A 25,800-nucleotide genomic window follows, 5' to 3' on the forward strand; every position below is an offset into this window, starting at 1 on the left:
GCGATAGGCTGAGTGCTCGTCGTAGCTCAGCAGTTGGGGTGATTCCGAGGCGTGTTTGATCGTTCCGACTCAGTCAGTGTTTTTTTATAGGTGAGCCTAGAATAACCGATGGGTTAAAAATCAACCATCAGGGAAGTTGCTACCACCAGCGCTGGCGGCGCTGCAGATGTCCGAATGCTAAACCTAGGGACAGGCCTCGGGCCAGATTGAACAGGGTAAAGGCCAGCCACAGGCCGTGGCTGCCCAGTCCTTGACTCAACTGCCAGACTGGCAGGTAGACGCCGAGTACGCACAGCAGCATGGTGTATTGCATCCAGCGGGTTTGCAGGGCGCCGATGAAAATACCGTCGAGCAGATAGCTGGCTACCGAGATCAGGGGCAGTGCCACCAGCCAGGCAAAGTGCTCGTGAGCACTGGCGCGAACCTCCGGCAGATCGGTCATCAGGGCGATAATGGGGGTTTGCGCGAGCAGCAGCGCCAGAGAAAGCAGTGCTCCGGTCGCCAGACTCCACTGACCACAGGCCTTGCACACGGCCGTAAACTCATCGGCCCGGCGCCGGCCGGCGCTCTCCCCGACCAGCGCCTCGGCGGCGTGGGCAAAGCCATCGAGGCCGTGGGAGGTAAACAAGAGAAGGTTGAGCAGGATGGTATTGGCGGCCAGCACACTGGCGCCAAAGCCCGCGCTCTGGGCGGTGAAAAAGGCAAAGGCAAACAGCAGCGCGGCGGTGCGAACAAACAGGGCGCTGTTAGTTTGCAGTAGCTGGCGATAGTTGGCGCTCGCCAACATACGGCCGAGCTGCCGCCGGGCCAATCCGCGCAGAGCTGGTGCTACCGCCCAGAGCGCAATACCCGCACCGCAGTATTCGCTGATCACGCTGGCGTAGGCAGCGCCGTCGCTGTTGAGGCCGGCGCCCATGATCAGCAGGTAGTCCAGAACTATATTGAGGCCGTTAGTGGCGACCATGACCACCAGCGCCCAGCGCGCCCGCTGCTGGCCGATCAGCCAGCCCACCGCCACATAGGTCAGCAAGACGGCCGGCGCACTGAGTAGCCGGATATCCAGATAGCTGATGGCCAGTTCCCGCGCGCTGGGCGGGGTTTGCATGGCGCTGACCGCCAGTGGCGCGAGCCAGGGCCCGATCAGCAGAACCGCCAGGCCGAGCCCCAGTGCCAGCGAGGCCGACTGCAGCAGCACTTCCACCTGACTGTCCCGGTCAGCCGCACCCCAGGCCTGAGCTGAGGCGCCAGTAGTGCCCATGCGCAGAAAACCAAAGCCCCAGTAGAAGAAGGCGAGAATACTGCTGCCCACGGCCACCGCCGCCAGATAGGTGGGGCTTTCCAGATGCCCGAGAATGGCGGTGTCTACCAATCCGAGCAGGGGAACCGACAGATTGGATAGAATCAGTGGACCGGCAATACGCCATATTTTGTGGTGAAGGCTCAATGCGACCTCATTCAATGGTGGTTGCTGCACCAATCGGGACCGGGCGATACATTTTAGTGGCAGCCAGTGTGGCGCTGTCGCGCGAGAACGGTTTATAATTGCGTCGTTTTGCCGCACCCAAAGTGAACTTTGGGCGGTGCGCAGGCATACCCATGGCAGGGGAAGACACTCTCACTGCTGCCCGTATTTTGCAGGTAGCAGGGCATTTTGTACTTTCGTTTTAACAATCCACAAGAGATTGCAGCGGCTCCAGGGCCGTGTATTGCCATTGTTTTGCGCGCCGTCTGCAAGCTAGCGACGGGGAAATTATAAACCCTCTGTACATGGAGACACGGGAGAATGTATTCACAAGCGAAACGGCTGTCTCAGCTGGCGCTTAGTCCTGTGCTGTTGGCGCTGACTATGCTCAGCTCCGGTGCGTGGGCCTCTAATGGCCAGCGCTGGGAAACCAACATGACGACCAGCGTGACCGAAGTTGGCCAGAAAATCTATGACCTGCACATGCTCGTATTCTGGATATGTGTGGCCGTAGGTGTTGTGGTCTTTGGCTTCCTTTTTTACTCCGTATTTGCGTTTCGCAAATCCAAAGGCGCCAAGGCCTCCAGTTTCCACGAAAACACCACCGTGGAAATTGCCTGGACGATTGTTCCTTTCCTGATTCTCGTCGTTATGGCGTGGCCGGCAACGACCACCCTGATCGAGATCTACGACACTGACGATGCCGATATCGATATTCTGGTAACCGGCTATCAGTGGAAGTGGAAGTACGAGTACATCCTCCCCGAGGGTGACAATATCTCTTTCTTCTCCAACCTGCTGACCGACAAGAGCGAAATCTACAACACCGCTGAAAAAGGCTCCAACTACCTGCTGGAAGTTGATGAGCCGATGGTGATTCCTGTCGACAAGAAGGTGCGCTTCCTGATCACAGCCAACGATGTGCTCCACGCCTGGTGGGTGCCCGCGCTGGCGGTCAAGAAGGACGCGATTCCCGGCTTTATCAATGAGTCCTGGACCCGTGCCGAGGAAACCGGGGTTTACCGCGGCCAGTGTGCCGAGCTCTGTGGTCGTGACCACGGCTATATGCCCATCGTCGTCAATGTGGTTGAGCAAGGCGAATACGATCAGTGGCTGGCCGGCAAGCAGGCCGAAGCCGCCGAGATCAAAGAGCTGATGGCTCAGACTTTCTCCATGGACGAATTGATGCAGCGCGGCAAGGGTGTCTATACCCGTTCCTGCGTAGCCTGTCACGGTGCCAATGGTGAAGGTGGCGTGGGTAAACCCATCGCCGACAGCCCGATTGCGACCGGTGAAGTCGCTCAGCATATCAACGTCATGGTGAACGGCGTTGCCGGCACGGCGATGCAGGCCTTTGGTGGTCAGCTGAACGATGTCGAATTGGCGGCCGTTGTGACCTACACCCGTAATGCCTTTGGCAACAATATGGGTGACAAGGTCCAGCCGATTGATATTTACAACTTCAAGAAAGGTCAGTAGGAGGATTCACCATGGGTGCTCACGGACCTGCTAAAGGTTTAACCCGGTGGTTATTTACCACCAACCACAAGGACATCGGCACGATGTACCTGTGGTTCAGCTTTGCGATGTTCCTGTTGGGCGGTTCGTTCGCCATGATCATTCGCGCCGAGCTGTTCCAGCCAGGCCTGCAGATTGTAGAGCCTGAATTTTTTAACCAGATGACCACCATGCACGGCCTCGTGATGGTATTCGGTGCCATCATGCCGGCGTTTGTTGGTCTGGCGAACTGGATGATTCCGCTGATGATCGGTGCGCCCGATATGGCACTGCCGCGGATGAACAACTGGTCATTCTGGATCCTGCCTCCGGCCTTCGCGCTGCTGGCTTCTACCCTGTTTATGGAAGGCGGCGGCCCCAACTTCGGTTGGACCTTCTACGCCCCGCTGTCGACAACCTATGCCCCGCCCTCGGTGACTTATTTCATCTTCGGCGTTCACATCATGGGTCTGTCTTCCATCATGGGTGCGATCAACATCATCGCCACCATCGTCAACATGCGTGCGCCGGGCATGACCTACATGAAAATGCCCCTGTTCGTATGGACCTGGCTGATCACCGCCTTCCTGCTGGTTGCGGTTATGCCGGTATTGGCCGGTGCGGTTACGATGATGCTGATGGATATCCACTTCGGCACCAGCTTCTTCTCCGCCGCTGGTGGCGGTGACCCGGTTCTGTTCCAGCACGTGTTCTGGTTCTTCGGTCACCCCGAGGTTTACATCATCATCCTGCCCGGTTTTGGTGTGGTCTCCCAGATCATCCCGACCTTCTCGCGCAAGCCTCTGTTCGGTTACGACTCCATGGTTTACGCGACTGCGTCTATCGCCTTCCTGTCGTTTATCGTGTGGGCTCACCACATGTACACGGTAGGTATGCCGATCGCCGGTGAGCTGTTCTTTATGTACGCCACCATGCTGATTGCGGTACCGACAGCGGCCAAGGTGTTTAACTGGATCACCACAATGTTCAAGGGTTCACTGACCTTTGAAACGCCGATGCTGTTCTCGATCGCGTTTGTGTTTCTGTTCACTGTGGGTGGTTTCTCCGGTCTGATGCTGGCGATTGCTCCGGCTGACTTCCAGTATCACGACACCTACTTCGTTGTGGCTCACTTCCACTACACCATGGTAGCGGGTGCGATCTTCTCCATGTCTGCGGCTGTGTACTACTGGCTGCCGAAGTGGACCGGCAAGATGTACAACGAAACCATGGGTAAAACCCATTTCTGGGTATCGTTTGTCGGCTTTAACCTGACCTTCTTCCCGCAGCACTTTGTGGGCCTGGCGGGTATGCCGCGTCGTATCCCCGACTACAACCTGATGTTTGCCGACTTCAACATGATGTCGTCAATTGGTGCCTTCATTTATGGCGCCAGTCAGTTGCTCTTCCTGTTCAACGTGGTTCGCACCATTACCCACGGCGAGAAGATCGACGATCCTAAGGTTTGGGACGGTGCTCACGGTCTCGAATGGACAGTGCCGACGCCGGCGCCCTATCACACTTTCACTACCCCGCCGGACGTGAAAGAGGTTGAGGCACATGGCTGAACGCACTGACAAAGGTATTTTCTACACAGCCGCTAAACTGATGGCGGTCTGTGTAGCGATGTTTGCCTTTGTTTTTGTGGTGATGGTGCCCCTGTACAACGTGTTGTGCGATGTATTGGGCATTAATGGCAAAACCGGCGGTCGGTATCAGGTGACAGAAAACGTCATCGATACCAGCCGTACTGTGAAAGTGCAGTTTGTGGCGAATTTCAACGAGCAGATGCCGTGGGAATTCAAGCCCAACGTGACGGTGGTAAAAGTGCATCCGGGTGAGGCGACTAACATCACCTACTTTGCACGCAATACCCAACCGCGGGATATGATCGCACAGGCCATTCCCAGTGTTGTGCCCTCGCGGGCGGCGCAGTACTTTCACAAGACGGAATGCTTTTGCTTCAATCACCAGCCTCTGGTGGCGGGTGGCGAAGCGGATCTGGGGCTGCAGTTTATTGTCGACCCGGATCTGCCCAAGGACATACACACCATCACCCTGTCCTATACGATTTTTGATGTAACAGAAATGGCGCAGCCACAGAGCGACTCTGTCGCGGCGCGTTAAAACGAGTTTTCTCAAAAGAGAACGGAGATACAAAATGGCAAGTCAAGGCAACACGGCGCACGAAGTTTACTACGTGCCCGAGAGCAGCAAACTCGCTGTGTGTGCGACTATTGGCCTGGTGCTGACTATCTTCGGTGCTGCCAGCGGCATCAATGACCGCACCTTTGGCGACCCGAACGAGTCCACCAATTCCTGGTTTATTTTCTGGGTCGGTCTGGCCTTCTTTGCAGCCACCCTGTTTGTCTGGTTCAGTACCGCCATCAAGGAAAACATCGCGGGCAAAAACAGCGCCCAGCTGAAGCGTTCCTATGCGATTGGCATGCAGTGGTTCATCTTTTCCGAGGTGATGTTCTTCTTCGCCTTCTTCCTGGCCCTGTTCTACATCCGCTGGTTTGCGGGTCCCTGGCTGGGCGGCGAAGGCGACGCCGGGCGCTCCAACTTTCTGCTGTGGGGTGACTTCCAGTACGCCTGGCCGATGATGGAAACACCGCAGGATGCCATCGGCGGTGTCGCCAATCAGGTAATGGCGAACAATGGTGTGTTCAGCGGTCCTGAGCGCAGCATGGCCTTCCCCGGCTTTGGTGAAATCTTCAAGTGGCTGCCCTTCTACAACACGGTGATTCTGCTGACCTCTTCGGTCACGGTACACTGGGCTCACCACGCCCTGCTGCACGACAACCGCAAGAAATTTCACCAGTGGCTGACCGTTACGGTTCTGCTGGGTGTGGTCTTCGTTGGCCTGCAGTTGCTGGAATACTACGAAGCCTACGCGCACTACGGGCTGACGCTGGAAACCGGTGCTTACGGCACGACCTTCTTCATGCTGACCGGCTTCCACGGCTTCCACGTGGCGATGGGTATGATCATGCTGCTGATCCAGTTGTTGCGCAGCTACACCAAAGGCCACTTTACCAAAGACGACCATTTCGGCTTTGCCGCTTCAAGCTGGTACTGGCACTTTGTTGATGTGGTGTGGATCTTCCTGATGCTGGTGGTTTACATCTTCTAAGGAAGTAACCGGCAGGTAGTTTCGAGAGGCCCGGGCACGGAAGTGCTTGGGCCTTTGTTTGTGCGGGAGAGCTCAGAGGTAATTAAGTACTCCTGTCATTGCGCACCCAAAGCACTTCGTGGGGCATGCTAAGCAAAGCGAAGCAAACTCTTGAATGCGCTAGAGTTATGGGAGGTTGCTTCGTCGTTGCTCTCCTCGCAATGACGGAGCGATGGCATTAGACAAGAGGTTTAGTCCTCTACCGGCACCAACTTGTGCTGGTCCCAGGGCGCGCCGAATTCCAGCTGGCCGCTTTGAATGCCATAGGCAATCAGCCCGAGTAAACTGCCGGCCAGCACCACGCGTATACCCAGGGCATACCACTGGCGCCGTTTGCCGTCACCTTGGTCTTTTACCAGGAAGGCGAGGCCTGAAAACAGGCTGATAACGACGCCGATAAACAGGATGGCAATGGCAATTTTGAGCCCCATGGTGATAATACCCCCAGTTGAAAGCGGGCAGTATACACAATCGACTTCGGCGCTCCTACGACGCGGCGGTGGCCGATGATGCGCGAACTCTGGTCGAGCAACTGGCCGCTGGCGCTGTTGGTGTCCGCGGTGCTGCCGGTGTTGCTGGTGCTCGGGTTTTGGCAGCTGGAGCGTGCCGACAACAAACGCGATGTACTTGCGCGTCAGCAGGCACAGCAGGCTTTGCCGCCACTGATATTGAACAGCATGCGTGGCGATCTGCCGGAATTTCGCGCGGTCAGTGTGCGCGGTCGTTATGACACAGAGCGTTACTGGCTGCTGGAAAACCGTATCCATCAGGGGCGCTACGGCTTTGAAGTGATCAGCCCTTTTGTGCTCGCCAATGGCGAGACGGTATTGGTCCATCGGGGCTGGGTGCCGGGTGATCGAGGTCGCCGGGCATTGCCCGAGATTGAAACGCCGTCCGGTGAGCTGTCCCTGAGCGGTAAGATCGACAGCGGCAGCGCCAGTGGTTTCAGTCTCGGTGAAGAAGCGGCAACCGATACCTGGCCCAAGCGCCTGCAGTGGCTGACGACAGAGCGGGCCGAGCGCGAACTGGGCGCTGCCCTGCCCGACTTGTTGCTGCGTTTGGAGCGCGGTGAGGCGGGCATGTTTGAGCCCACCTACAGCGCGGTGAACATGCCGCCGGAAAAACACACCGGCTATGCCGTGCAATGGTTTGGCATGGCCGCCATCATCGTTATGCTGTTTGGCTGGCGATTGTGGCACCAATACAGATCCCAAGGAGATCGCAGTGAGCAATCCTGAAAACAGTTCACCCAAGTTGGTTTTTTCCCTGATCGTAGGCATCCCCCTGCTGGTGATAGCCCTGTCTACCGTGGTTTACCAGCTGGCCAATCGCGACATGCTGGCGCTGGGCACGGTCAACAATGGCACCTTGATTCAGCCGCCGCTGGACATCCAAACGCTGGAGCCGCGCTATCGAAACGGTGAGACAGTAGCCTTTAATCAGCCGGACTCTCTGTGGCAGTTTGTGGTTGTGGGCGACGGCTATTGTGAAAGCACCTGTGAAGCCATGCTTTACCTGACCCGCCAAACCCACACCGCACTCGGCAAAAAAATGGGTCGCGTGTCGCGGATGTATTTGAATACGTCCTCAGAATTCAGCCCGGCCTTTGAAAAACTGCTGATCGACGAGCATGAAAAACTCAGTTCAGCCTTTATCGACGCCGAGGCCTATCGCCAGTCGAAGTTGCCACTGGAAGACGAGACACGCGGCTTTTACGTGGTTGATCCGAAGGGTTGGATCATGATGTTCTACCAGCTGCCGGATCTTGAGCAGGATACGCTGACCAGTACCGGCAAGTTGGTGATCAAGGATATGAAGCGCCTGTTGCGCTAGCGCGTTTGTTGGGGGAGACAAGCATGAATCAGTCAAAGCCGGGCTATCGCCTGACGCTGTTGGCCTGCGCCCTAGCGGTGCTTGTGGTGGGGCTGGGTGCCTTTACCCGTTTAGTGGATGCCGGCCTCGGCTGCCCGGACTGGCCCACCTGCTATGGGCATGTGTTGTGGCCTGCGAGCGACGATGAAATTGCGGCCGCCAATGCCCATCCGGATTTTGTCGACACGCCGGTCGAATCCCACAAGACCTGGCCTGAACAGGTGCACCGTCTGTTTGCCTCAAGCCTTGGCCTGTTGGGCATTATTATTTTTGCCTTGAGCCTTAAACACCGGCCCGAAGAGCAGCCCTGGAAAGGCACCGTTGCCTTGCTTGCGGTGCTGTTTCTGGGCACCGTGGCGCGCATTGTCTATGGCGACGGTCTGGACCCTTATCTGTGGAAAATGGTGGCGGCCTACTTTGGCTGGCTTGCCTGGCTGGCGATTAAAACCGGCACCTCGTCCGGTCAGCCAGTGAAGCTCCCGGCCTTTATAGCGGGCTTCCTGATTTTGCAGGGCCTGTTCGGAATGTGGACGGTAACACTCAAACTGTGGCCCCAGGTGGTAACGGCTCACCTGCTTGGCGGCTTTACCGTGTTTGCCCTGTTGTGGCTGCTTGCGCTGCGCTTGCGCAACTCGCACTGGCAAATTCCGGCAGCGCAATTTGGTGCAGTAAAGGCCCTGAAGCCCTTTGCCTTGATCGCTCTGTTTGTGGTGGTCGCGCAGGTGGCGCTGGGCGGCTGGACCACATCAAACTACGCGGCGGTGGCCTGCCCGGATTTGCCCACCTGCCAGAACGAATGGTTGCCTGAGATGAATTTCGCCGCCGGTTTTGATGTCTTCCAGCATATCGGCCCCAATTATCTCGGCGGCACCATGGACAACGCGGCGCGGGTCGCCATTCATTTTTCCCACCGCATCGGCGCGATCGTAACCACCATCGTGCTGCTGATGCTGGCCTGGCGCCTGCGGCGCAGCGGTCTCGTGCCGCTGCAGACCATGTCGCTGGTTGTGGTGGCGGCGCTCGCCCTTCAAGTCGCACTGGGCTTGGGTAACATTCTGCTAAAATTCCCCCTCTGGGTGACGGTGTCCCATAATCTTGGCGGCGCCCTGTTATTGCTGACCCTGGTCACCCTCAATTACGGCCTGCGAACCGCAGAGCCCATGGAGCACGCATCGTGACTGACACCCCGGGCAAAAGCCGCGCTATCTGGCGCGACTACTATGAAATGTGCAAGCCCAATGTGGTTTACCTGATGCTGGTGACCGCCATGATCGGCATGTTTATGGCGGTGCCAGGCATGGTGCCCTGGGATGTTCTGCTTTACGGCAACCTCGGCATCGGTCTGTGCGCGGCCTCGGCGGCGGCGGTGAACCATCTGGTCGATCGGCGTATCGATCTGGTGATGTCCCGGACCAAGAATCGGCCGATGGCCCAGGGTCGGATCAAAACGCTGCACGCCTCCCTGTTTGCGCTGGTGCTGGGGGCTGTTGGCATGGCCCTGCTGATTGTCAAAATCAATCAACTCACCGCCTGGCTGACACTGGCCTCCTTGTTGGGTTACGCGGTGGTCTACACCCTCTGGCTCAAGCGCGCGACACCGCAGAACATTGTGATCGGCGGTTTGGCTGGCGCTGCCCCGCCCCTGCTCGGCTGGACGGCGGTGACCGGTGAAATCCACGGTCACGCCCTGCTGCTGGTGTTGATTATTTTTGCCTGGACGCCGCCCCACTTCTGGGCCCTCGCCATTGCTCGCAAGGATGAATATGCCAAGGTCGATATTCCCATGCTGCCGGTGACCCACGGCGTGAAGTACACCGCCCTGCAGATCCTGCTCTATACCCTGATTCTGTTTGCGGTTTCACTGATGCCCTTTGCCACCGGCATGAGCGGCTCACTCTACCTGTTAGGCGCCGTGGTTTTGGGAGCCGGTTTTATCTACTGGGCCATTGTTCTGATGCGCGGCAAAAACCCCAATGCGCCGATGGAAACCTTCAAATATTCCCTGATTTATCTGCTGGCGATTTTCGTCATCATGCTGGTGGACCACTACATGCTGCCGGCCATGACTATCTATGAATTGGGAGGTGAGCGTGGCCTATCCTGAGCCCTTTGAAGAAGTGTGCGGCGAGCGCAAGCGCGGCATCCAGATCACGGTCGTTACCATTGTGGTACTGGCCACCCTGTTTGTTGGCGGGTTTTTCTGGGCCTTCACCCGCGAGCGGGTGTTAAGCCAGGAAGAGCTGCAGGCCAACGGCGCCCTGTTGTTTGAGACTGCGCGCAAACTGCCCGCCTTTTCACTGGCTAACGACAAGGGTGAGGCGGTCGACGCGACCTGGTTTGAGGGTCAGTGGGATATCGTATTCTTCGGCTTTACCTTCTGTCCGGATGTCTGCCCCACCACCCTGGCGCTGCTGAAGCAGTACTACGAGCAACTGACGCCGGAACAGCGTGCAGATACCCGCATCGTGCTGGCCAGTGTCGATCCGGCACGGGATACCGTGAGCCAGCTCAGTCAGTACCTGTCCTTCTTTCACGAGGATTTTCGCGGTGTGACCGGCGAGTTTCTGGACGTTCATCGCTTTGCCACCGGTCTCGGAGCGCCGTTCAACAAGGTGCCGGGCGGTGGTGAGAATTATCTGGTGGATCACAGTGGCAATGTGGCGCTGATCAACCCGAACGGGCACTTCGTCGGTATTCTAAAAGCCCCTATCAGTGTTGAGCAGATCAATCGGGTAATGCCGACCTTTCGCGCGCTGCGCTGATTAGGAAATCCGTTCGATGACCCACTGCGCGTCGCCGCTGCGTTGGTCGGCCTCGCGCAATAGCTCGGTGGGGTCGTTGGCAAAGGGCCGGTAGCGTTCCCGCAGCAAATTGGCGGCTACCGATTCGCTGAGCTCAATAGCGTAACGCTCGATTTCAAGACCCCGTTCGGCCGCCGTGCCCGGCGTCTGGGACAAGCGGTCGCGCAGTTCCCGCTCCTTCGACGCCACCGCACTGATGACCTGAAGGGAACCGAGTTCAATGCGGTCGCGCATTTCGGTTTCACCTAACTCTTCTTTCAAAAAGATGGCGACATCGGTATAGAAGGCTTTCATCTCGCCGGTCATGTTCCTGGCGGTCTGGCTGTCCACCGAAAACCAGTGCAATTTCTGCAAAAAGCCCGCGTGATAACAGTAGGGTACGGTTTGTTTGAGGATATAGCTCCAGGCGCCGAGCATGCCCAGGATCAAATGATTCAGCTGTACGTCGATATCAGCGAGGGTGGCGCGGAAATTCCCAGCCCAGTCGTTGAAGGCCTGGGCTCGATAGACAAAGGCCGCATCGATAAGCGAGTCCTTATCTCCGTAGTAGTGCTGAATGGCGGCGCCGTTGCGGGTGCCCGCATCTTTCAGGATGGCCGCAACTCGCGCGCCATCCTTGCCAAAAAGCGAGGTCTGGCGCTCTACCGCCAGGATCATTCGCTCGGAGATAGGCAGGTGCTTGTAGTGACTGACAAAGGCCGTGGAGTTGCTATCAAGTTTGTTCAAGAAACCACTCCGGAGAGATCGCAATCAGGTCGCTGAAAACGCTAGAAAAGTCCGTGTCTACCGGCTCGTAGTGCTCCCGTAACAGGCTGGCGCTGAGCGATTCGGCGACACCGCTGGCAAAGCGGCTCAGCTCGGCGGCGGCGTCGGCTCGATTGAGCTCGTCCCGTTCAAACGCTTCACGCAGTTTGCGTTCGCGCTGGGTGAGCATGCCGGCGGTCAGCGGCGCCACCAGTTGCAGCCTTTCAAGGGCGGCGTCGCCACCCAACTGTTTGCTGAGCAGCGAATACAGTCCGGCAAAGGCGTTGCGCAAGGGCGCAAACCAAGGGTAGCGATCCTGGCTATTGATGCGGTCCGGTTTAAGGATTTCCAGCTGCTCTGCGCAGGCACAGTAATAGGCTGCCGGCAGGGTGTGATAAATAATCAGACAGCGGGGTGCAAAGATGGCAAACACGTAGTGCTGCAGACGCATGTGCTCGCCAACTTCTGCCGACCAGCGCTGGCTGATGATGTCTGCGTAACGATTGATGGCTTTGTAGCGGTAGAAAAAAACCGCGTCCTGCAGCCGGGCCATATCACCGTAGTGGTAGCGAATAGCAGAAATATTGGCAGAGCCAGCGTCTTTGACCACGCGTTGTATACGTGATCCAGGCAAGCTATGCAGAGCGATGTCTCTCTCCGCAGAGATCAGCAGGCGCTCCTTCAGTGCCAATTCGGGAAAGAGGTGTGCAGTCCTCTTTGATGCCAAGTGTGTTTTCGCCTGAGCAACGGATTATGATTTTTTAAGAGTCGGGAAGTTAATACTTACTCGCGCCTATTTCAAGTCGTTTTAAACTCGCCTGCGACTTCTGCCCACCGGCAACAACAGGAAAAATAACGCAGCGGCAAACACCACGATGCTCGGCCCGGCAGGCGTATCCAGTTGCCAGGCGCTGTAGAGGCCACCAAACACCGCGAGACAACCACAAGCAATAGCGCCCAGTGCTACCTGCTCCGGTGTTCGGCTCAGTCGACCGGCGGTTGCGGCCGGGATGATCAGCAGTGCACTGATCAGCAGCACCCCAACAATTTTCATGCCGACTGCGACCAGCAGTGCAATCAATACCATCTGCAATATCTCCAGCCGGGCAACCGGCAGCCCTTCCACCTGTGCCAGATCGCGGTGGGTGGCAATGGCGACCAGTGCATTCCAGCGCCACAGTATCAAGCCGGTGCAGAGCAGGGAGATGGCAGCCAGCAGACCCAAATCGCTGGCGCGCACCGCCAGAATATCGCCAAACAGGTAGGCATTGAGGTCGATAGCGCCGCTCTGGAGCGAAACAGAAACCAGGCCGAGGGCCAGAGACGTGTGCGCCGCGATCCCCAGCAGGCTGTCCAGATTGTTGCCCGATATCCGGTGCAGCGGGCCCAGCACCAGCGCCAGCACAACACACACGGCGATAACGGTGAATTCAACCTGGGTGTCGAGCAGCAAACCCAGCGCGACCCCAAGCAGCGCCGAATGGGCAAGGGTGTCACCGTAGTAGGCCATGCGCTGCCACAGAATAATGCTGCCCAGCGGTCCGGCGGGAATCACCAGCAGCAGGCCGGCAGTCAAGGCGTAAAGTAGCAGGTCAGTCATGTTGGCAGCCTTCATCGACAACGTCGCCGTGCATGGAGTGATCGTGATCGTGTTCGTGAACATAGGGGGCGAGCACGGGGGCTTCCTTGTCACCGAACAGGGTCAGATAACCCGGGTCGCTGCTGATGGATTGGGGGTGGCCGTGACAGCAGATATGCCGGTTCAGGCAGATAACCGAATCGGTTTGCGCCATGACCCAGTGCAGGTCGTGAGATACCACCAGCACGGCGCAGCCGAGCTGGTTGCGCAGCTCGGAAATTTTGGCGTAGAGCTCCTGCTGGCCGCTGATGTCGACCCCCTGGGCGGGTTCGTCCAGTACCAGCAGTTGGGGCTTGGCCAGCAGGGCGCGGGCCAGCAGAACGCGCTGGGTTTCACCACCGGACAGGCCGTGCATGGAATGGCCAAAGAGCTGGCTGGCTCCCGCCAATTCCAGCGATTCCCGACGCGCCCGGCTGCCGGCACCGGTCAGGGCCAGAAAGCGGTCGACGCTCAGCGGCAGGCCGGCGTTGAGCGTCAGTTTTTGCGGCATATAGCCGATGCGCAGGCCGCGTCGGCGCTTGATTCGCCCGGAGCTGGGTTGGCTCAAACCGAGCAGCAGGCTGACCAGGGTGGTTTTGCCGGCGCCATTGGGGCCAATCAGGCTGGTGATTTCCCCTGCGGTCAGCGACAGCGAAATCTCGTCGAGAATGGGTCGCTCACCAACGCTATAGGTCACTTTGTCGAGGGTTACCAAGGCGCTCATAAGGCTTTTTTCTGGCAGTTGGGGCAGTCGCCGACAATCTCGACATTGCTGTGCTGAATATTGAAGTCCTTGGCCTCGGCGCAACGCGCAACCGCCTCGCTTACCTTGCGGGAGGCGACCTCAACGGTGACCTGGCAGTGCCGGCAAATCAAAAACTGACTGTCGTGGGGTTGGCCCGGACTGTCGCAGCCGATGTAGGCGTTCAGTGAGGACAGGCGGTGCACCAGGCCTTGCTCCTGCAGAAAGTCCAGTGCCCGGTACACCGTGGGCGGTGCCGGATGGCCCTCGCCGTCTTCGGCCAGCAGTTCCAGAATGGCGTAGGCGCCCAGCGGGCGATGGCTTTGCCAGACCTTTGCCAACACGCGCTCGCGCAGGGTGGTCAGGCGGGCGCCCTGAGTTTTGCAGATCCGGCGCGCCGCCAGCAGAGCATCGTCGATGCAGCGGTGGTGATCGTGGCGCGCGTAGGCTGTAGGACTGGCCATCCTTTAGCTCCGAAGTGAAATAAAATGTTATAATATTGCAATTTGCGCGGGAGTTCACGAATTGAAGCGGCTTAAGTTTTTCTGGCTGGCGGTTATTCTGGGGTTGGTGCAGCCGGCCCTGGCGCGTGAGCCCCTGCTGATCGTGAGCAGCATCAAGCCCCTGCAGCTGCTGGTAACGGCCATTGGTGGTCGCGAAGTGGACAGTCAACTGCTTCTGCCTCCGGGCTTTTCGCCCCACGATGCCAGGCTGAAGCCCTCCCACTGGCAGTTGCTGGAGCGCGCCGATGTGGTGGTATGGGTTGGCCCCGAGCTGGAACAGTTTCTGGCCTCGGCGCTTGAGCGAAACCGCAAGGCCCTGGCACTTGGCCGGGTGGCTAGTGAGACGGCGCTGGCGAAAGACCCCCATGTCTGGCTGAGCGTCGATTATCTGGCCGATATGGCGCGGCTGGTGAGTGAGACGCTGGCGCGAAAACGGCCTCGATCCGAGGCCTTTTTCTATGCTCAGGCGGCGCGCTTGGTATCTGCTTTGCGGCAGGAGCATTTATCGTTAAAGCAGGGCTTTACCGCCGTCAAACCGCGCTATTTGCTGCCTCATCTGGGCTATACGCATTTCGAGCAGCAGTACGGCCTGGCGCCGGCGGCAGTGCTTGCGCCCCACGCCGAAAAGATGCCGGGTGCGGCCCATGTGGTCGAGTTGCGCAGCCGCCTGCTGGCGGGGGAGTTTGACTGCGTGTTTCGCGAGGCCCAGCACGAGAGCAAAATGATGTCGCGCCTGCTCGATGGCGTGCAGACACTTCAGATCGCGCTGGATCCGATGGGGGTGGATATTGCCAATGGGGAGACCGGCTACGTGGCGTACTACCGGCAGCTCGGAGCGGCGTTTACACAGTGTCCGCGACAGGCTGAGTAAAAGCCTTTTAAATCATTAAGTTGAGCAAAAACAATGGCGGCCATGCGAAGTCGCACGACCGCAGTGCTTTTATTTACTCTGACGCAGTCATCAGGTCGGCAATGCGGGCATCCAGCTCAGCGCCCAGCGAGGCGGATACCTCGTTCAGCGTGCGGTGCATGACCTTGCTGCTTTCCTCGGCCGTTACGGTTGCTTCTTCCTGAGCAACGACCGCTGAAGTTGCGTTGGTGTTGTAGGCCAGTACCAGCGACTCGTCGATACGAGCTTGCGAATCGGCGGCAGTCGCCAGCGTGCTGACAATCATCAGTGAGATTGCACTTGCAAGTCTTTTCATCGCTTGGTTCCTCCGTACAGGGCCCTATGCCCTTTATCAAATGCCTTGTTACATTTGATGTTACGTAAGGTAACACAGCTTGGATCGACTGTCCTCGTTAAATCGGTGTAATTTTGCGTTAAGCCGGTGCTATTTTGCATAAAGTGTTACTAGCACGGCGTCAAAGGTAACACATTTGTAATAAACCGCCTCTTCCGGGAGAGTGGTTGGGGCGCAATTTGCCGTCGTGCTAAACTTTCGCGCTCCCCCAATAACAGGCTTTACGCATCCATGACCACCCTAGATCCCGCCCTGGTACTGGTAGACGGCTCCTCCTATCTCTACCGCGCGTTTCACGCCCTGCCCATGTTGACCACCTCTACCGGGCGCAATTCCGGTGCGGCCAAGGGGGTGATCAACATGATTCGCCGCCTGAAAAAGGACTATCCCAAGGCGACTATTGCGGTGGTATTTGATGCCAAGGGCAAAACCTTCCGCGATGAGATCTACCCCGAATACAAGGCCAATCGGCCACCTATGCCTGAGGAATTGCGTGAGCAGATTGAGCCCATCCACGCCATTATCAAGGCCATGGGTTTGCCGCTGCTGGCGATTGAGGGGGTTGAGGCCGACGATGTCATCGGCACCCTGTCTGCTCAGGCGAGCCGCGCAGGCAAGTCAGTGCTGGTGTCCACGGGCGACAAGGACATGGCCCAGCTGGTGAACGAGCATGTGACGCTGGTGAATACCATGACCGATACGGTGATGGATCCGGCAGGTGTAAACGAAAAATTTGGTTTGCCACCGGAGCTGATCATCGATTATCTCGCCCTGATGGGCGACAAAGTCGACAATATTCCGGGAGTTCCCGGTGTTGGCGAGAAAACTGCCCTGGCCCTGTTGCAGAATCTCGGTGGCCTGCAGGATATTTATCAGAAGCTGGATCAGATTCCGGAGCTGCCCATTCGCGGCGCCAAAAAACTGCCGGACAAGCTGGCGGCGGAGCGGGACAAGGCGGAGCTGTCCTACCAGCTCGCTACCATCAAGCTGGATGTTGAATTGCCGCTGGCCTTCGATGAAATCGAGCCGGGTGCGGAAAACCCTGATGAGCTGCTGCACTGGTACCGGGAGCTGGAGTTCAATACCTGGATTGACGAGGTACTGGCTGGCGGTGAAACCGCGCCGGCCGAGCAGTTGCCGGTGGAATACGATGTGGTGCTGGACAAGGCCCTGTTTGAGCGCTGGCTGAAGCGCCTTGAAGCGGCGCCGCTGTTTGCCTTCGACACGGAAACCACCAGTCTGGATTATATGGCGGCGCGGGTGGTTGGCGTGTCCTTTGCCGTCGAAGCGGGCAAGGCGGCCTATGTGCCTTTCGGTCACGATTATCTCGGTGCCCCCGAGCAGCTGAGTGAAGAAGAGGTGCTGGGTGCCCTGAAGCCCCTGCTGGAAAACCCGGATAAACCGAAGGTGGGGCAGAACCTCAAATACGATGCCAATGTGCTGGTCAACCACGACATTGCCCTGCGCGGTATTGCCGAAGACACCATGCTGCAGTCGTACATTCTCGATGCGGCGGGCAATCGGCACGATATGGATTCGCTGGCCCTGAAATATCTGGGGGCCTCCACGGTTCACTACGAAGATATCGCCGGCAAGGGCGCCAAACAGCTCACCTTCAATCAGATAAAAGTCGAAGAAGCGGGCTATTACGCCGCCGAAGATGCAGATATCACGCTTAAGCTCCATGAAGCCCTGCGGCCGCAGGTGGCGGCTGAAAAAGAGCTGGATGATGTCTACCGGGCGATTGAGATGCCGCTGGTGCCGGTGCTCTCGCGCATGGAACGCTTTGGTGCCAAGGTCGATCGCGCCCTTTTAGACAAGCAGAGCCAGGAGCTGGCGGGCAAAATCGAGGCGATTCAAAAGCAGGCCTACGACGAAGCTGGTGGCCCCTTCAATCTTTCTTCGCCCAAGCAGCTCGGCGAAATCCTGTTTGAAAAGCTGGAGCTGCCGGTAGTAAAGAAGACGCCGAAAGGCGCGCCCTCAACCGCTGAAGAGGTGCTGGTGGAGCTAGCCCACGACTACAAACTGCCCCAGCTGATTCTGGATTACCGGGGTATGGCGAAGCTTAAATCCACCTACACCGACAAGCTGCCGCAGATGATCAGCCCGGCCACAGGGCGTATTCATACCTCTTATCATCAGGCGGTGGCTGCCACAGGGCGGCTGTCGTCAACGGACCCGAACCTGCAGAATATCCCCATTAAAACCCCCGAAGGCCGGCGAATTCGCCAGGCCTTTGTGGCGGAAAAAGGCTACAAGCTGGTGGCTGCCGACTACTCCCAGATTGAACTGCGCATCATGGCCCACCTGTCGGGTGACGAAGGCTTGATCAAGGCCTTTGCCGAGGGCAAGGACATCCATCGCGCCACCGCAGCCGAGGTCTTTGGCGTGGCGCTGGAAGATGTGGCTGACGAGCAGCGCCGCAACGCCAAGGCCATCAATTTTGGCCTGATTTACGGCATGTCGGCCTTTGGGTTGGCGCGTCAGCTTCATATTCCGCGCGGCGAAGCTCAGGACTACATTGAGCGCTATTTTGATCGCTATCCCGGCGTGGCCAGGTTTATGGAGGAGATCAAGGCCAGCGCCAAGGAAAAGGGCTACGTGGAAACCCTGTTCGGCCGCCGCCTCTACCTGCCGGATATCAAGGCCAGCAACGGTATGCGCCGTCAGGCCGCCGAACGTATCGCCATTAACGCGCCGATGCAGGGCACCGCTGCGGATATCATCAAACGGGCCATGATCGAGGTGGATGGCTGGCTGCAATCCAGCGATGTGGATGCGGCCATGATCATGCAGGTGCACGATGAGCTGATACTGGAGGTGGCCGAAGCCGAAGTGGACGCTGTGTCGAAAAAACTCGAGCAGCTGATGGCTGGAGCCGCGGAGCTGGCGGTGCCGCTGGAGGTAGGTCTGGGGGTTGGCGACAATTGGGGTGAAGCCCATTAATCTTGGCTGAAATCACGCGCAAGCTGCTGATAGTGTACGGCTTTTGGGAATATTCCCATTTCTGGAATTTCGGGAACTAAAGGCCGGGGAAAGCTTCTAAACTTGTACAGCAGCGAAATGCTGTTGGCCGACTTTCTCCATGAGTCGGTTTTCCCCAGAGAAGCTGATTGCCCGGTGCCCCCCCATGCACCGGGCCTTTTTATGGGCGACTATCGCTAAGCGTGTCTGGAACAGCAAACCCCGCAGGGATTCACTCCTCGCTGTCCTCTTCAAATTCCTCGTCCGGTTCGGTCGCATCCAGCCAGATATCCAGTTGTTCCTTCAGATCTTCCAGCCCGGTGCCTTTCAGGGCGGAAAACAGCTGTGTCTGCACCAGTGCGCCGTAGGCTTGTAAGTCCTTCCTAACTTGCAGCAGAGTGTTTTTGGCCTGGCCATTGCTGAACTTGTCGGCCTTGGTCAGTAGTACACGCACCGGCATGTCACAGTTGGCAGCCCACTGGATCATGGTCAGGTCAAAGGTCTGCAGCGGGTGACGGATATCCATCATCAGCACCAGGCCTCGCAGGCAGCGGCGCTCCGCCAGATACTGCTCCAGATGGCGCTCCCACTTCTTTTTGACTTCCGGGGGTACTTTGGCAAAACCGTAGCCGGGCAAATCCACCAGTCGCTGGGTTTCGCTGAGGCTGAAAAAGTTGATCAGCTGGGTGCGGCCGGGGGTTTTGGAGGTTCGGCACAGCTTTTTGTTGTCGGTGAGCCGGTTGATAGCGCTGGATTTGCCCGCATTGGAGCGGCCGGCAAAGGCCACCTCGGCGCCAATATCGTCGGGGCATTGTTTCAGGCTGGGGGCGCTCTGCAGAAAGCGGGCGCTGCGGTAGCTGATGGCCGGGATATCGTCCATGGAGGTCTCTTGTTGGAACGTCACTGATGAAAGGGGTATAGTGCGGCCGGCGCAGGGATGGTCTCCCCCCGCTGGCTTTGTGTATAATGCCGCAGTTTTTTTTCGCGGTCATCCTGCCCGGGTTTACTCCGCATTACAATCGTGAGCGATGTTATGAAGAAATCACTTTTGGCCCTTTCCCTTTCCGTGGGCCTGATGAGTCTGGTGCAGGCAGATGCGCTGGAAGACCGCTACAATCGCACTTGTGCAGTGTGTCATGCTGCGGGTGCTGCCGGCGCACCGCGCACTGGTGATGTCGCCGAGTGGGACAAGCGCCTGCAAGAAAAAGGTATGGATGCACTGGTGGCCAATGCCAAAAACGGTATCAAGGCGATGCCGCCCAAGGGCATGTGTTTTGACTGTTCGGACGAGGATTTCAAGGCCTTGATCGAATACATGGCAAAGCCCAAGTCGTAAAATCCCGAAAGAATCTGGAAATTATTGAGTAGGTACGATGAAAAAATCACTTCTGGTAATGCTGTCCACCCTGCTGCTCGCGGCGCCCTCCTTTGCTGGCGACGCTGCGAAAGGCAAGGCCAAGTCACAGTCCTGTGCCGCCTGTCATGGCGCCGACGGTAACAGTGCCGCACCGACCTTTCCGAAACTGGCGGGCCAGAATGAGAAATACCTGCTCAAGCAGATGAAGGACATCAAGTCCGGCGCCCGCCCGGTGCCGACCATGGCCGGTCAGCTGGACGGCATGAGCGAACAGGATATGGCGGATATCGCTGCCTACTACGCGAAGCAGCAAGGCACGGTTGGTCAGGCGAGCGAGAAACTGGCCGCCAAGGGCGAAGCCATTTATCGCGGCGGTATCGTTGAACGCGGCATCCCGGCCTGCAGCGGCTGCCACAGCCCCTCGGGCAAGGGCAACGCCTCGGCGGGCTTCCCTGCCCTGTCCGGTCAGCACGCGGCCTACACAGAAGCCCAGCTGAAAGCCTTCCGCGCAGCGGCTGATGGCGATGAGAGTGGTCGCATGAACGACGGCGAAGAAACCAAAACCATGCGCACGGTAGCTTTCCAGCTTAGCGACAGTGAAATCAAGGCGCTGGCAAACTACATTCAGGGCCTCTACTGATTTAGAGGCGCTGCTGAACTGAAAAAAGGCGGCGGTTGCCGCCTTTTTTGTCGGCCAGGCCCATTTTGCCGGAACCCTGACCGGATAAAATAATCAGAACAGAACGATTACCCAGGAGACTGAGAATGCTGACACGCCGATGGCTGATCGCCAGCCTGTTGACCCTGCTGCTGCCCGCTGCGGCCTGCGCCGAAGACTCTGCGTCGACCTTTGTTGAGGGCGAGCACTACGTTCGTCTGGATAACGAAGTCCGCACCGTGAACCCGAATAAAATCGAAGTCACTGAAGTGTTCTGGTACGGCTGCAGCCACTGCTTCCACTTCGAGCCGATGGTGCACGCCTGGTCGAAGAAGCAAGCCGATGACGTGGTCTTTGTTCAGTCCCCTGCGATGTGGAATCGGGTGATGGAAACTCACGCCCGCGCGTTCTACACCGCCAAAGCGCTGGACGTGCTGGACAAGGTTCACCAGCCGATCTTCAATGCTATCAACATGGAGCGCAATATGCTGCGCGACGCGGATGCTTTGGCGGAGCTGTTTGCCCAGCACGGCGTTGATCGCGAGAAGTTCATGAAGGTGTTCAACTCATTCTCGATTGATAGTCAGGTGCGCCAGGCCGACGCCCGCGCCCGCGGCTACGGTATTCAGGGCACGCCGGAAATGGTCGTTAACGGCAAATTCCGGGTCAGCACCCGCACTGCCGGCAGTCAGCGCAATATGCTGAATGTGGTCGATTATCTTGTAGAGCAGGAGCGCAAAGCCGCTCAGTGAGCTCTTCTCTCCCAAGCGCACCGGCCTGGATGACCGATGCGCTGCGATATATCCCGGAGTCGCGCAGCGTTGATGTCGAAGGTTGCGCCATTCACTACCTGTGCTGGAACCCGAAGGCTACGGACAAACCGCCCCTGCTGCTGGCACATGGCTTTTGCGCCCACGCGCACTGGTGGGATGTCACCGTGCCGGCCCTGCTTGAGCATTATCGGGTGGTGGCGCTGGACTTCAGTGGCATGGGCGACAGTGGTCACCGCGAACACTACTCTCACCCCCAGTATTGTCGCGAGATCGTTGCGGTGATCGAGGCGGAAAACCTGACGCCAGTCAATCTGGTGGGGCACAGCTTTGGCGGTCTGGTAAGCATTCAGACCACCGCGCGCTTTCCGGACAAGGTCCAGAGCCTGACCGTTATTGATTCCCGCATCAGCCTGCCGCGAAACGGCGACGAGACGCCCTCGCGCGGTGCCTCGGAGCTGCGCTCAAAACGGGTCTACCCCACGCTTGAGCAGGCGATGGCGCGCTTTCGCCTGATTCCTGAGGAGAACTGCACCGATCCTGCCCTGTTCGCTCATGTGGCCCGTGGCTCGCTGCGCGAACAGGACGGCGGCTGGGTTTGGAAGTTTGACGACCGCATCACTCAGACCCTTGAGCCGGTGGAGGTGCCTGAAGCCGACTTGCTGCCGAAGATTACCTGCCCTACCGCGTTTATTTTTGGCGAGCACAGCATTGTCGCACCGCGTGAAATGGCCGAGAAAACCGTGGCCTACATGGCGAACGGCAGAGCCCCCATCGAAATTGCCGATGCCCACCACCACGTCCTGCTGGATCAGCCGCTGGTGATGCGGGAAGCCCTTGTTACGCTGCTGGCCGAGCTGCGCGCCGGGAAGTCGGGCAAGGACTGAATTTTTCGGGTTAAAATGGCGCTTTCAGCGTCAACAGGGAACCCGAGACCATGCAACAATGGATAGTCCGCAGCAGTTTTCTGCTCGTCTGCAGCCTGTTGGCCGCCTGTAACGATTCCAGTTCCTCGTCATCGCCCTCTTCTGTTCCCGCAACCGACTCGGCCGCGCCCCAGCTTATTCCTCTCGATCAGCAGCTCGCTGCCTGTACGCGCGACAACCCGGCGCTGATTCCACCGGACGCAACCCAGGGCACAGCGCCAGATGGCTATGTGGCCGATGTCAGTGGTGACTTTGCCCTGGATCTTGCGGGCGAAGGCATTACGGTCGCAGCCCCGGCGGGCCAGTGCGCGGACAATCAAGACTTCCGCTTTGGTACAGGCATCGGTGATATCACTGGGGTGATCGCCAATACCGGCGGCATGGGTTGGGAAGATCCGGAGCAGGTGCTGAGCGGTATACACCAGCGCCAGTACGCACGAGCTTACGCTATTGAAAGCCCCTGCAACGGCAAGCGCGTGCTGTTTGTTTCCACCGACACCGGCATGATCTTTGGCTCCGTGCGTCAGGGTGTGCTGGCGGAGATTGCCGCCGATACTGCGCTTAGCCAGCGCTACGGTGCAGACAATCTGATGCTGTCGGCCACCCATACCCATTCCGGCCCGGCGGGCTATTCCCACCACGAGGCCTTTAACCTGTTTCACTTTGGCTTCGATCAGGAAAGCCTCGATGTGATTGTGCGCGGGGTGGTGGATGCCATTCGCAAAGCCGACGCCAACCTGCAGGCCAATCCCGAGCCAGCGCCGATATCCTTGGCTAGCGGTGAACTGCTCAACACCAATATCAACCGCTCCCTGCCCGCCTTTGAACGCAACCCGGAAAGCGAACGGCTGGAATTTGTCGACGGTGCGGGCCAGCCGGTTGAGGTGGACAAGCGCGCGGTGCAGCTGAATTTTGTGCGCAAAAACGACCGTGCCGTGGGCCTGATTAACTGGTTTGGGGTGCACCCGACGGTGATTGGCTCCTACGAGCAATATGTCAGCCCGGATAACAAGGGCTTCGCCTCCCTCCTCCTTGAGCGCATGCTGGGAACTGATTATGCAGCGGCAGCCGGCAATGACACCTTTGTTGCCGCTTTCGCCCAGACTGACGAGGGCGATGCCTCGCCCAATATTTTCATCAAGCAATTGCCCCACCCCAACCCCTCGCGCGGTGGTGGCGAGGACGACTTTGATTCGGCGGCGATTTCCGGTCTGAAGCAGGCGGCGAAGGCGCTGGAGCTGGGGGCGAATGGTCGTATTCTTCGCGGCGGGGTCGATTACCGCTTCTTTCATGTGAAAATGGATGAGGTCATTGTCGAAACCTATGAAGGCCCTGCCCTGCCTGCGGCCTGGGATTCGGACGACAAGCGCACCTGTGATCCGGCCTTGGGCGTATCCTTTGGCGCAGGCGCCGAGGATGGGCCGGGGGTCACTGCTGAAGGTGCCAGCTGTGAAGACCCGGACGCGGCTCAGGCGGCGGCCGATGATTTTGTCGCGGGCAGTGACGGCAAAATTCCTCCCAACTTGTTGGCTACCACCGTGCTGTGTAATGTCGGCCAACTGCCTGGTGCAGACCTGTCCTGCCACGCGGAAAAGCCCATCCTGTTTGCCATTGGCGAGCCGCTTAATGCCGAACCGAGCATTCTCCCCTTTCAGTTATTCCGCATCGGCAACCTGGCTATTCTCGGCGTGCCCTTCGAAGTGACGACCATGGCAGCAAGGCGCCTGCAGAAAACCTTGCTGAAGGTGCTGGCGCAGGACGGTGTGGATACGCTGGTGGTGGCCGGTCTGGTGAATGACTATGTGCACTACCTCACGACCCGAGAAGAGTATTCAGCACAGCAGTATGAAGGTGCGTCGACAATATTTGGCGCCTGGCAACTGGCCGCTGTGCAGCAGGAAAGCAAGAAACTGGCGACGGCCATGGTGGCCGGGGTGGCGGTTGACTCTGGCCCGGCCTACGTGGACGGCACGCCAGTGGTGACGCGCTCGCCCTACTCGCCATCCGACGACAATGGCGGTGGTGCTTATGGTGATGTGATTACGGATGTGGCACCGAGCGTTGCACGCGGTCAAAGCGTAACGGCGGTTTTTCAGGCGGGTCATCCGCGCAATGTGACCATCGCAGGCTCGGTCTTGCCCTTTGCAGTAGTTGAGCAGCAACAGAGCGACGGCAGTTGGCAGGTGGTACGCGACGACAATGCGCCGGAACTGTTTTTTACCTGGCGCAGTGACAGTCAGCAAGCCGGAAACCCCAATGATGCGCCGGTAACCGGGCCCTCGGAGGGTGAAGTACGCTGGGAGGTGCCGTTGGATAGTGCGCCGGGCATGTATCGCCTGCGCCATAACGGTATTGCCAAGGAATCGGCGTCGGCGGATGAAATCCCCTACAGCGGTGTGTCATCGACCTTTGTCATTAGCGGGCCGGCCCAGAACTGTGCTTCGGTAACGCCCTATTCTGCGCCCTGAGCAACGGTCGGGCTCAGGCGGGTAAAGCTTGTGACGGAGCTGAGGTCTCCGCCAGTTCTATGGCTTTTGCGCAAACCTGATTGTTGAACAGACGCTCGCGCCAGCCGCGGGTGTTGAAGGCTTGCCAGCTTTCGGCTCGCTGTTGCAGACGGTCAGCCAACAGATACAGCACAGCCGGGTTGTGAGTCAGGCCTATATGGCTGCCGGGAACTCGAATATTTTCACTTTGCGAATGCTTTTGATCGACACAGTAGTGCCAGTGCACAATGCCGTCGCTCTCGGTGTAGATGCTAGTACAGGGCACAGCCGGAGTTTTCTGCCACAGAGCGGCTTTGGCCACCATCGGGTCTTCAGCGCCGCGATTTAGCAACTGAAAGGCCTGGCTGACCAGCCCTTGCACAGCGTCAGACCGGCGCTCCGATACCGGAATGCCGAAAGGTGAGCCCAAGGTGATTACCTGGCGAATGTGGTCACCGTTCTCGGCGGCCAGCGCCCGGGCGTAAATCCCCCCCAGACTCCAGCCAATGATCGTGATTTTCTGCTGACGCTGCAGCACAATCTCTTTCAGGTGGCGCCGCAGGAGCACAAGTTTGTTATGGTGCAATCCGGTATTGAGACCCTGCTGCCAGGCGTGAACATCGTAGCCGAGCCGGGACAGGGAATTGCGCAGGGAGGCGGTAAAGGCATCGCTGGTCAGGAAAGCGGGAATCACCAGTACCGGGTGGCCGTCACCGCGTGGCAGGAGACGTTCAAAAGGCTTGCTCGACACGTGGGCCAGAGCCTCAACAGCAAAACGGCTTTCCAGTATCGTATGCAGAGCCTTGGGCTTTTTCTCGAACATCGGTTTTCTCCCTGACGCTAATGTCAGTGATAAATACGCTTTGAAAATATCGAGTTACCGCGAATATTGCAAAAAGATTAACGCACAAAAGGCGTACGAAACTTAGTTTGGGGGTCGCACGGAGTGCTTTTACCTTTCTAAGTGATTGTTTTTAAATT

General features: G+C 58.1%; 26 protein-coding genes. 16 read left to right on the forward strand and 10 right to left on the reverse strand.

The features are described from left to right. Positions 1–139: 139 nt before the first annotated feature. Entirely contained in the window at positions 140–1,444 is a 1,305-nt protein-coding gene (locus ABY734_RS01130; RefSeq protein WP_372777108.1) for an MATE family efflux transporter, read from the reverse strand. 339 nt (positions 1,445–1,783) lie between these two features. On the opposite strand from ABY734_RS01130, the gene coxB reads away from it, so the two are divergent. From coxB to ABY734_RS01150, 4 genes are read left to right on the forward strand one after another with little or no spacing between them, the layout of a single operon-like run. After that, a complete protein-coding gene (gene coxB / locus ABY734_RS01135; RefSeq protein WP_372777109.1) occupies positions 1,784–2,941 on the forward strand; it encodes a cytochrome c oxidase subunit II in 1,158 nt (385 codons plus the stop codon). Positions 2,942–2,952: 11 nt separating this feature from the next. Further along, a complete protein-coding gene (gene ctaD, locus ABY734_RS01140; RefSeq protein WP_372777110.1) occupies positions 2,953–4,527 on the forward strand; it encodes a cytochrome c oxidase subunit I in 1,575 nt (524 codons plus the stop codon). Next, positions 4,520–5,086, forward strand: a complete 567-nt coding sequence (locus ABY734_RS01145; RefSeq protein ID WP_372777111.1) for a cytochrome c oxidase assembly protein — start codon at positions 4,520–4,522, stop codon at positions 5,084–5,086. The genes ctaD and ABY734_RS01145 overlap by 8 nt, the downstream gene beginning before the upstream one ends. A 34-nt stretch (positions 5,087–5,120) precedes the next feature. Beyond that, positions 5,121–6,095, forward strand: coding sequence for a cytochrome c oxidase subunit 3 (locus tag ABY734_RS01150; RefSeq protein ID WP_372777112.1), 975 nt, complete (start codon positions 5,121–5,123; stop codon positions 6,093–6,095). Between the two features lie 230 nt (positions 6,096–6,325). Here the strand turns inward: ABY734_RS01150 and ABY734_RS01155 are convergent, their stop codons facing one another. Continuing rightward, positions 6,326–6,565 carry a DUF2909 domain-containing protein gene (locus ABY734_RS01155; protein WP_372777113.1) on the reverse strand — a complete coding sequence of 80 codons (240 nt, stop codon included), beginning with the start codon at positions 6,563–6,565 and terminating at the stop codon, positions 6,326–6,328. Positions 6,566–6,640: 75 nt separating this feature from the next. Between ABY734_RS01155 and ABY734_RS01160 the strand changes: the two genes are divergently transcribed. The 5 genes from ABY734_RS01160 to ABY734_RS01180 are packed head-to-tail and all read left to right on the forward strand — an operon-like array spanning position 6,641 to position 10,768. Further along, positions 6,641–7,372 (forward strand): SURF1 family protein, encoded by a 732-nt coding sequence (locus tag ABY734_RS01160; RefSeq protein ID WP_372777114.1) that lies wholly within the window; start codon positions 6,641–6,643, stop codon positions 7,370–7,372. Beyond that, positions 7,359–7,967, forward strand: a complete 609-nt coding sequence (locus ABY734_RS01165; RefSeq protein WP_372777115.1) for a hypothetical protein — start codon at positions 7,359–7,361, stop codon at positions 7,965–7,967. Before ABY734_RS01160 ends, ABY734_RS01165 begins: the two co-directional genes overlap by 14 nt. Before the next feature lie 23 nt (positions 7,968–7,990). Beyond that, a complete protein-coding gene (locus tag ABY734_RS01170) occupies positions 7,991–9,184 on the forward strand; it encodes a heme A synthase (RefSeq protein WP_372777116.1) in 1,194 nt (397 codons plus the stop codon). Next, positions 9,181–10,110, forward strand: coding sequence for a heme o synthase (gene cyoE / locus ABY734_RS01175; RefSeq protein ID WP_372777117.1), 930 nt, complete (start codon positions 9,181–9,183; stop codon positions 10,108–10,110). The genes ABY734_RS01170 and cyoE overlap by 4 nt, the downstream gene beginning before the upstream one ends. Then, positions 10,097–10,768 (forward strand): SCO family protein, encoded by a 672-nt coding sequence (locus ABY734_RS01180; RefSeq protein WP_372777118.1) that lies wholly within the window; start codon positions 10,097–10,099, stop codon positions 10,766–10,768. Before cyoE ends, ABY734_RS01180 begins: the two co-directional genes overlap by 14 nt. Here ABY734_RS01180 and ABY734_RS01185 read toward each other — a convergent pair whose 3' ends face one another. From ABY734_RS01185 to ABY734_RS01205, 5 genes are all read right to left on the reverse strand, one after another. Continuing rightward, the gene (locus tag ABY734_RS01185) at positions 10,769–11,533 is read right to left on the reverse strand and encodes a hypothetical protein (protein ID WP_372777119.1); all 765 of its coding nucleotides are present in this window, start codon (positions 11,531–11,533) and stop codon (positions 10,769–10,771) included. Further along, positions 11,520–12,278, reverse strand: a complete 759-nt coding sequence (locus tag ABY734_RS01190) for a hypothetical protein (protein WP_372777120.1) — start codon at positions 12,276–12,278, stop codon at positions 11,520–11,522. Before ABY734_RS01190 ends, ABY734_RS01185 begins: the two co-directional genes overlap by 14 nt. An 81-nt stretch (positions 12,279–12,359) precedes the next feature. Further along, on the reverse strand, positions 12,360–13,151 hold the full coding sequence (locus ABY734_RS01195; protein WP_372777121.1) for a metal ABC transporter permease: 792 nt from the start codon (positions 13,149–13,151) through the stop codon (positions 12,360–12,362). Continuing rightward, positions 13,144–13,893, reverse strand: a complete 750-nt coding sequence (gene znuC, locus ABY734_RS01200) for a zinc ABC transporter ATP-binding protein ZnuC (RefSeq protein ID WP_372777122.1) — start codon at positions 13,891–13,893, stop codon at positions 13,144–13,146. Before znuC ends, ABY734_RS01195 begins: the two co-directional genes overlap by 8 nt. Beyond that, positions 13,890–14,375, reverse strand: coding sequence for a Fur family transcriptional regulator (locus ABY734_RS01205; protein WP_372777123.1), 486 nt, complete (start codon positions 14,373–14,375; stop codon positions 13,890–13,892). The genes znuC and ABY734_RS01205 overlap by 4 nt, the downstream gene beginning before the upstream one ends. Positions 14,376–14,436: 61 nt before the next feature. On the opposite strand from ABY734_RS01205, the gene ABY734_RS01210 reads away from it, so the two are divergent. Beyond that, entirely contained in the window at positions 14,437–15,285 is an 849-nt protein-coding gene (locus ABY734_RS01210; protein WP_372777124.1) for a metal ABC transporter solute-binding protein, Zn/Mn family, read from the forward strand. A 73-nt stretch (positions 15,286–15,358) separates the two neighbouring features. Here ABY734_RS01210 and ABY734_RS01215 read toward each other — a convergent pair whose 3' ends face one another. Next, on the reverse strand, positions 15,359–15,619 hold the full coding sequence (locus ABY734_RS01215; protein ID WP_372777125.1) for a hypothetical protein: 261 nt from the start codon (positions 15,617–15,619) through the stop codon (positions 15,359–15,361). Positions 15,620–15,889: 270 nt separating this feature from the next. Between ABY734_RS01215 and polA the strand changes: the two genes are divergently transcribed. Continuing rightward, positions 15,890–18,604, forward strand: a complete 2,715-nt coding sequence (gene polA / locus ABY734_RS01220; RefSeq protein WP_372777126.1) for a DNA polymerase I — start codon at positions 15,890–15,892, stop codon at positions 18,602–18,604. A gap of 250 nt (positions 18,605–18,854) precedes the next feature. Here the strand turns inward: polA and yihA are convergent, their stop codons facing one another. Beyond that, positions 18,855–19,502: a ribosome biogenesis GTP-binding protein YihA/YsxC gene (gene yihA, locus ABY734_RS01225; protein WP_372777127.1), complete on the reverse strand. Its 648-nt coding sequence runs from the start codon at positions 19,500–19,502 to the stop codon at positions 18,855–18,857. Positions 19,503–19,655: 153 nt separating this feature from the next. On the opposite strand from yihA, the gene ABY734_RS01230 reads away from it, so the two are divergent. From ABY734_RS01230 to ABY734_RS01250, 5 genes are all read left to right on the forward strand, one after another. After that, on the forward strand, positions 19,656–19,958 hold the full coding sequence (locus tag ABY734_RS01230; RefSeq protein ID WP_372777128.1) for a cytochrome c5 family protein: 303 nt from the start codon (positions 19,656–19,658) through the stop codon (positions 19,956–19,958). Positions 19,959–19,995: 37 nt separating this feature from the next. Next, positions 19,996–20,619 (forward strand): cytochrome c, encoded by a 624-nt coding sequence (locus ABY734_RS01235; protein WP_372777130.1) that lies wholly within the window; start codon positions 19,996–19,998, stop codon positions 20,617–20,619. Positions 20,620–20,744: 125 nt separating this feature from the next. Next, on the forward strand, positions 20,745–21,389 hold the full coding sequence (locus ABY734_RS01240; protein WP_372777131.1) for a thiol:disulfide interchange protein DsbA/DsbL: 645 nt from the start codon (positions 20,745–20,747) through the stop codon (positions 21,387–21,389). Then, positions 21,386–22,294: an alpha/beta fold hydrolase gene (locus ABY734_RS01245; RefSeq protein ID WP_372777132.1), complete on the forward strand. Its 909-nt coding sequence runs from the start codon at positions 21,386–21,388 to the stop codon at positions 22,292–22,294. The genes ABY734_RS01240 and ABY734_RS01245 overlap by 4 nt, the downstream gene beginning before the upstream one ends. Positions 22,295–22,344: 50 nt before the next feature. Beyond that, positions 22,345–24,801, forward strand: coding sequence for a neutral/alkaline non-lysosomal ceramidase N-terminal domain-containing protein (locus tag ABY734_RS01250; protein WP_372777133.1), 2,457 nt, complete (start codon positions 22,345–22,347; stop codon positions 24,799–24,801). Between the two features lie 13 nt (positions 24,802–24,814). On the opposite strand, the gene ABY734_RS01255 is transcribed toward ABY734_RS01250, so the two are convergent. Next, entirely contained in the window at positions 24,815–25,642 is an 828-nt protein-coding gene (locus ABY734_RS01255) for an esterase/lipase family protein (protein ID WP_372777134.1), read from the reverse strand. Positions 25,643–25,800: the final 158 nt, after the last annotated feature.

This window comes from Litorivivens sp., from assembly GCF_041624475.1.
In the GTDB taxonomy this organism is placed as follows: domain Bacteria; phylum Pseudomonadota; class Gammaproteobacteria; order Pseudomonadales; family Spongiibacteraceae; genus Litorivivens.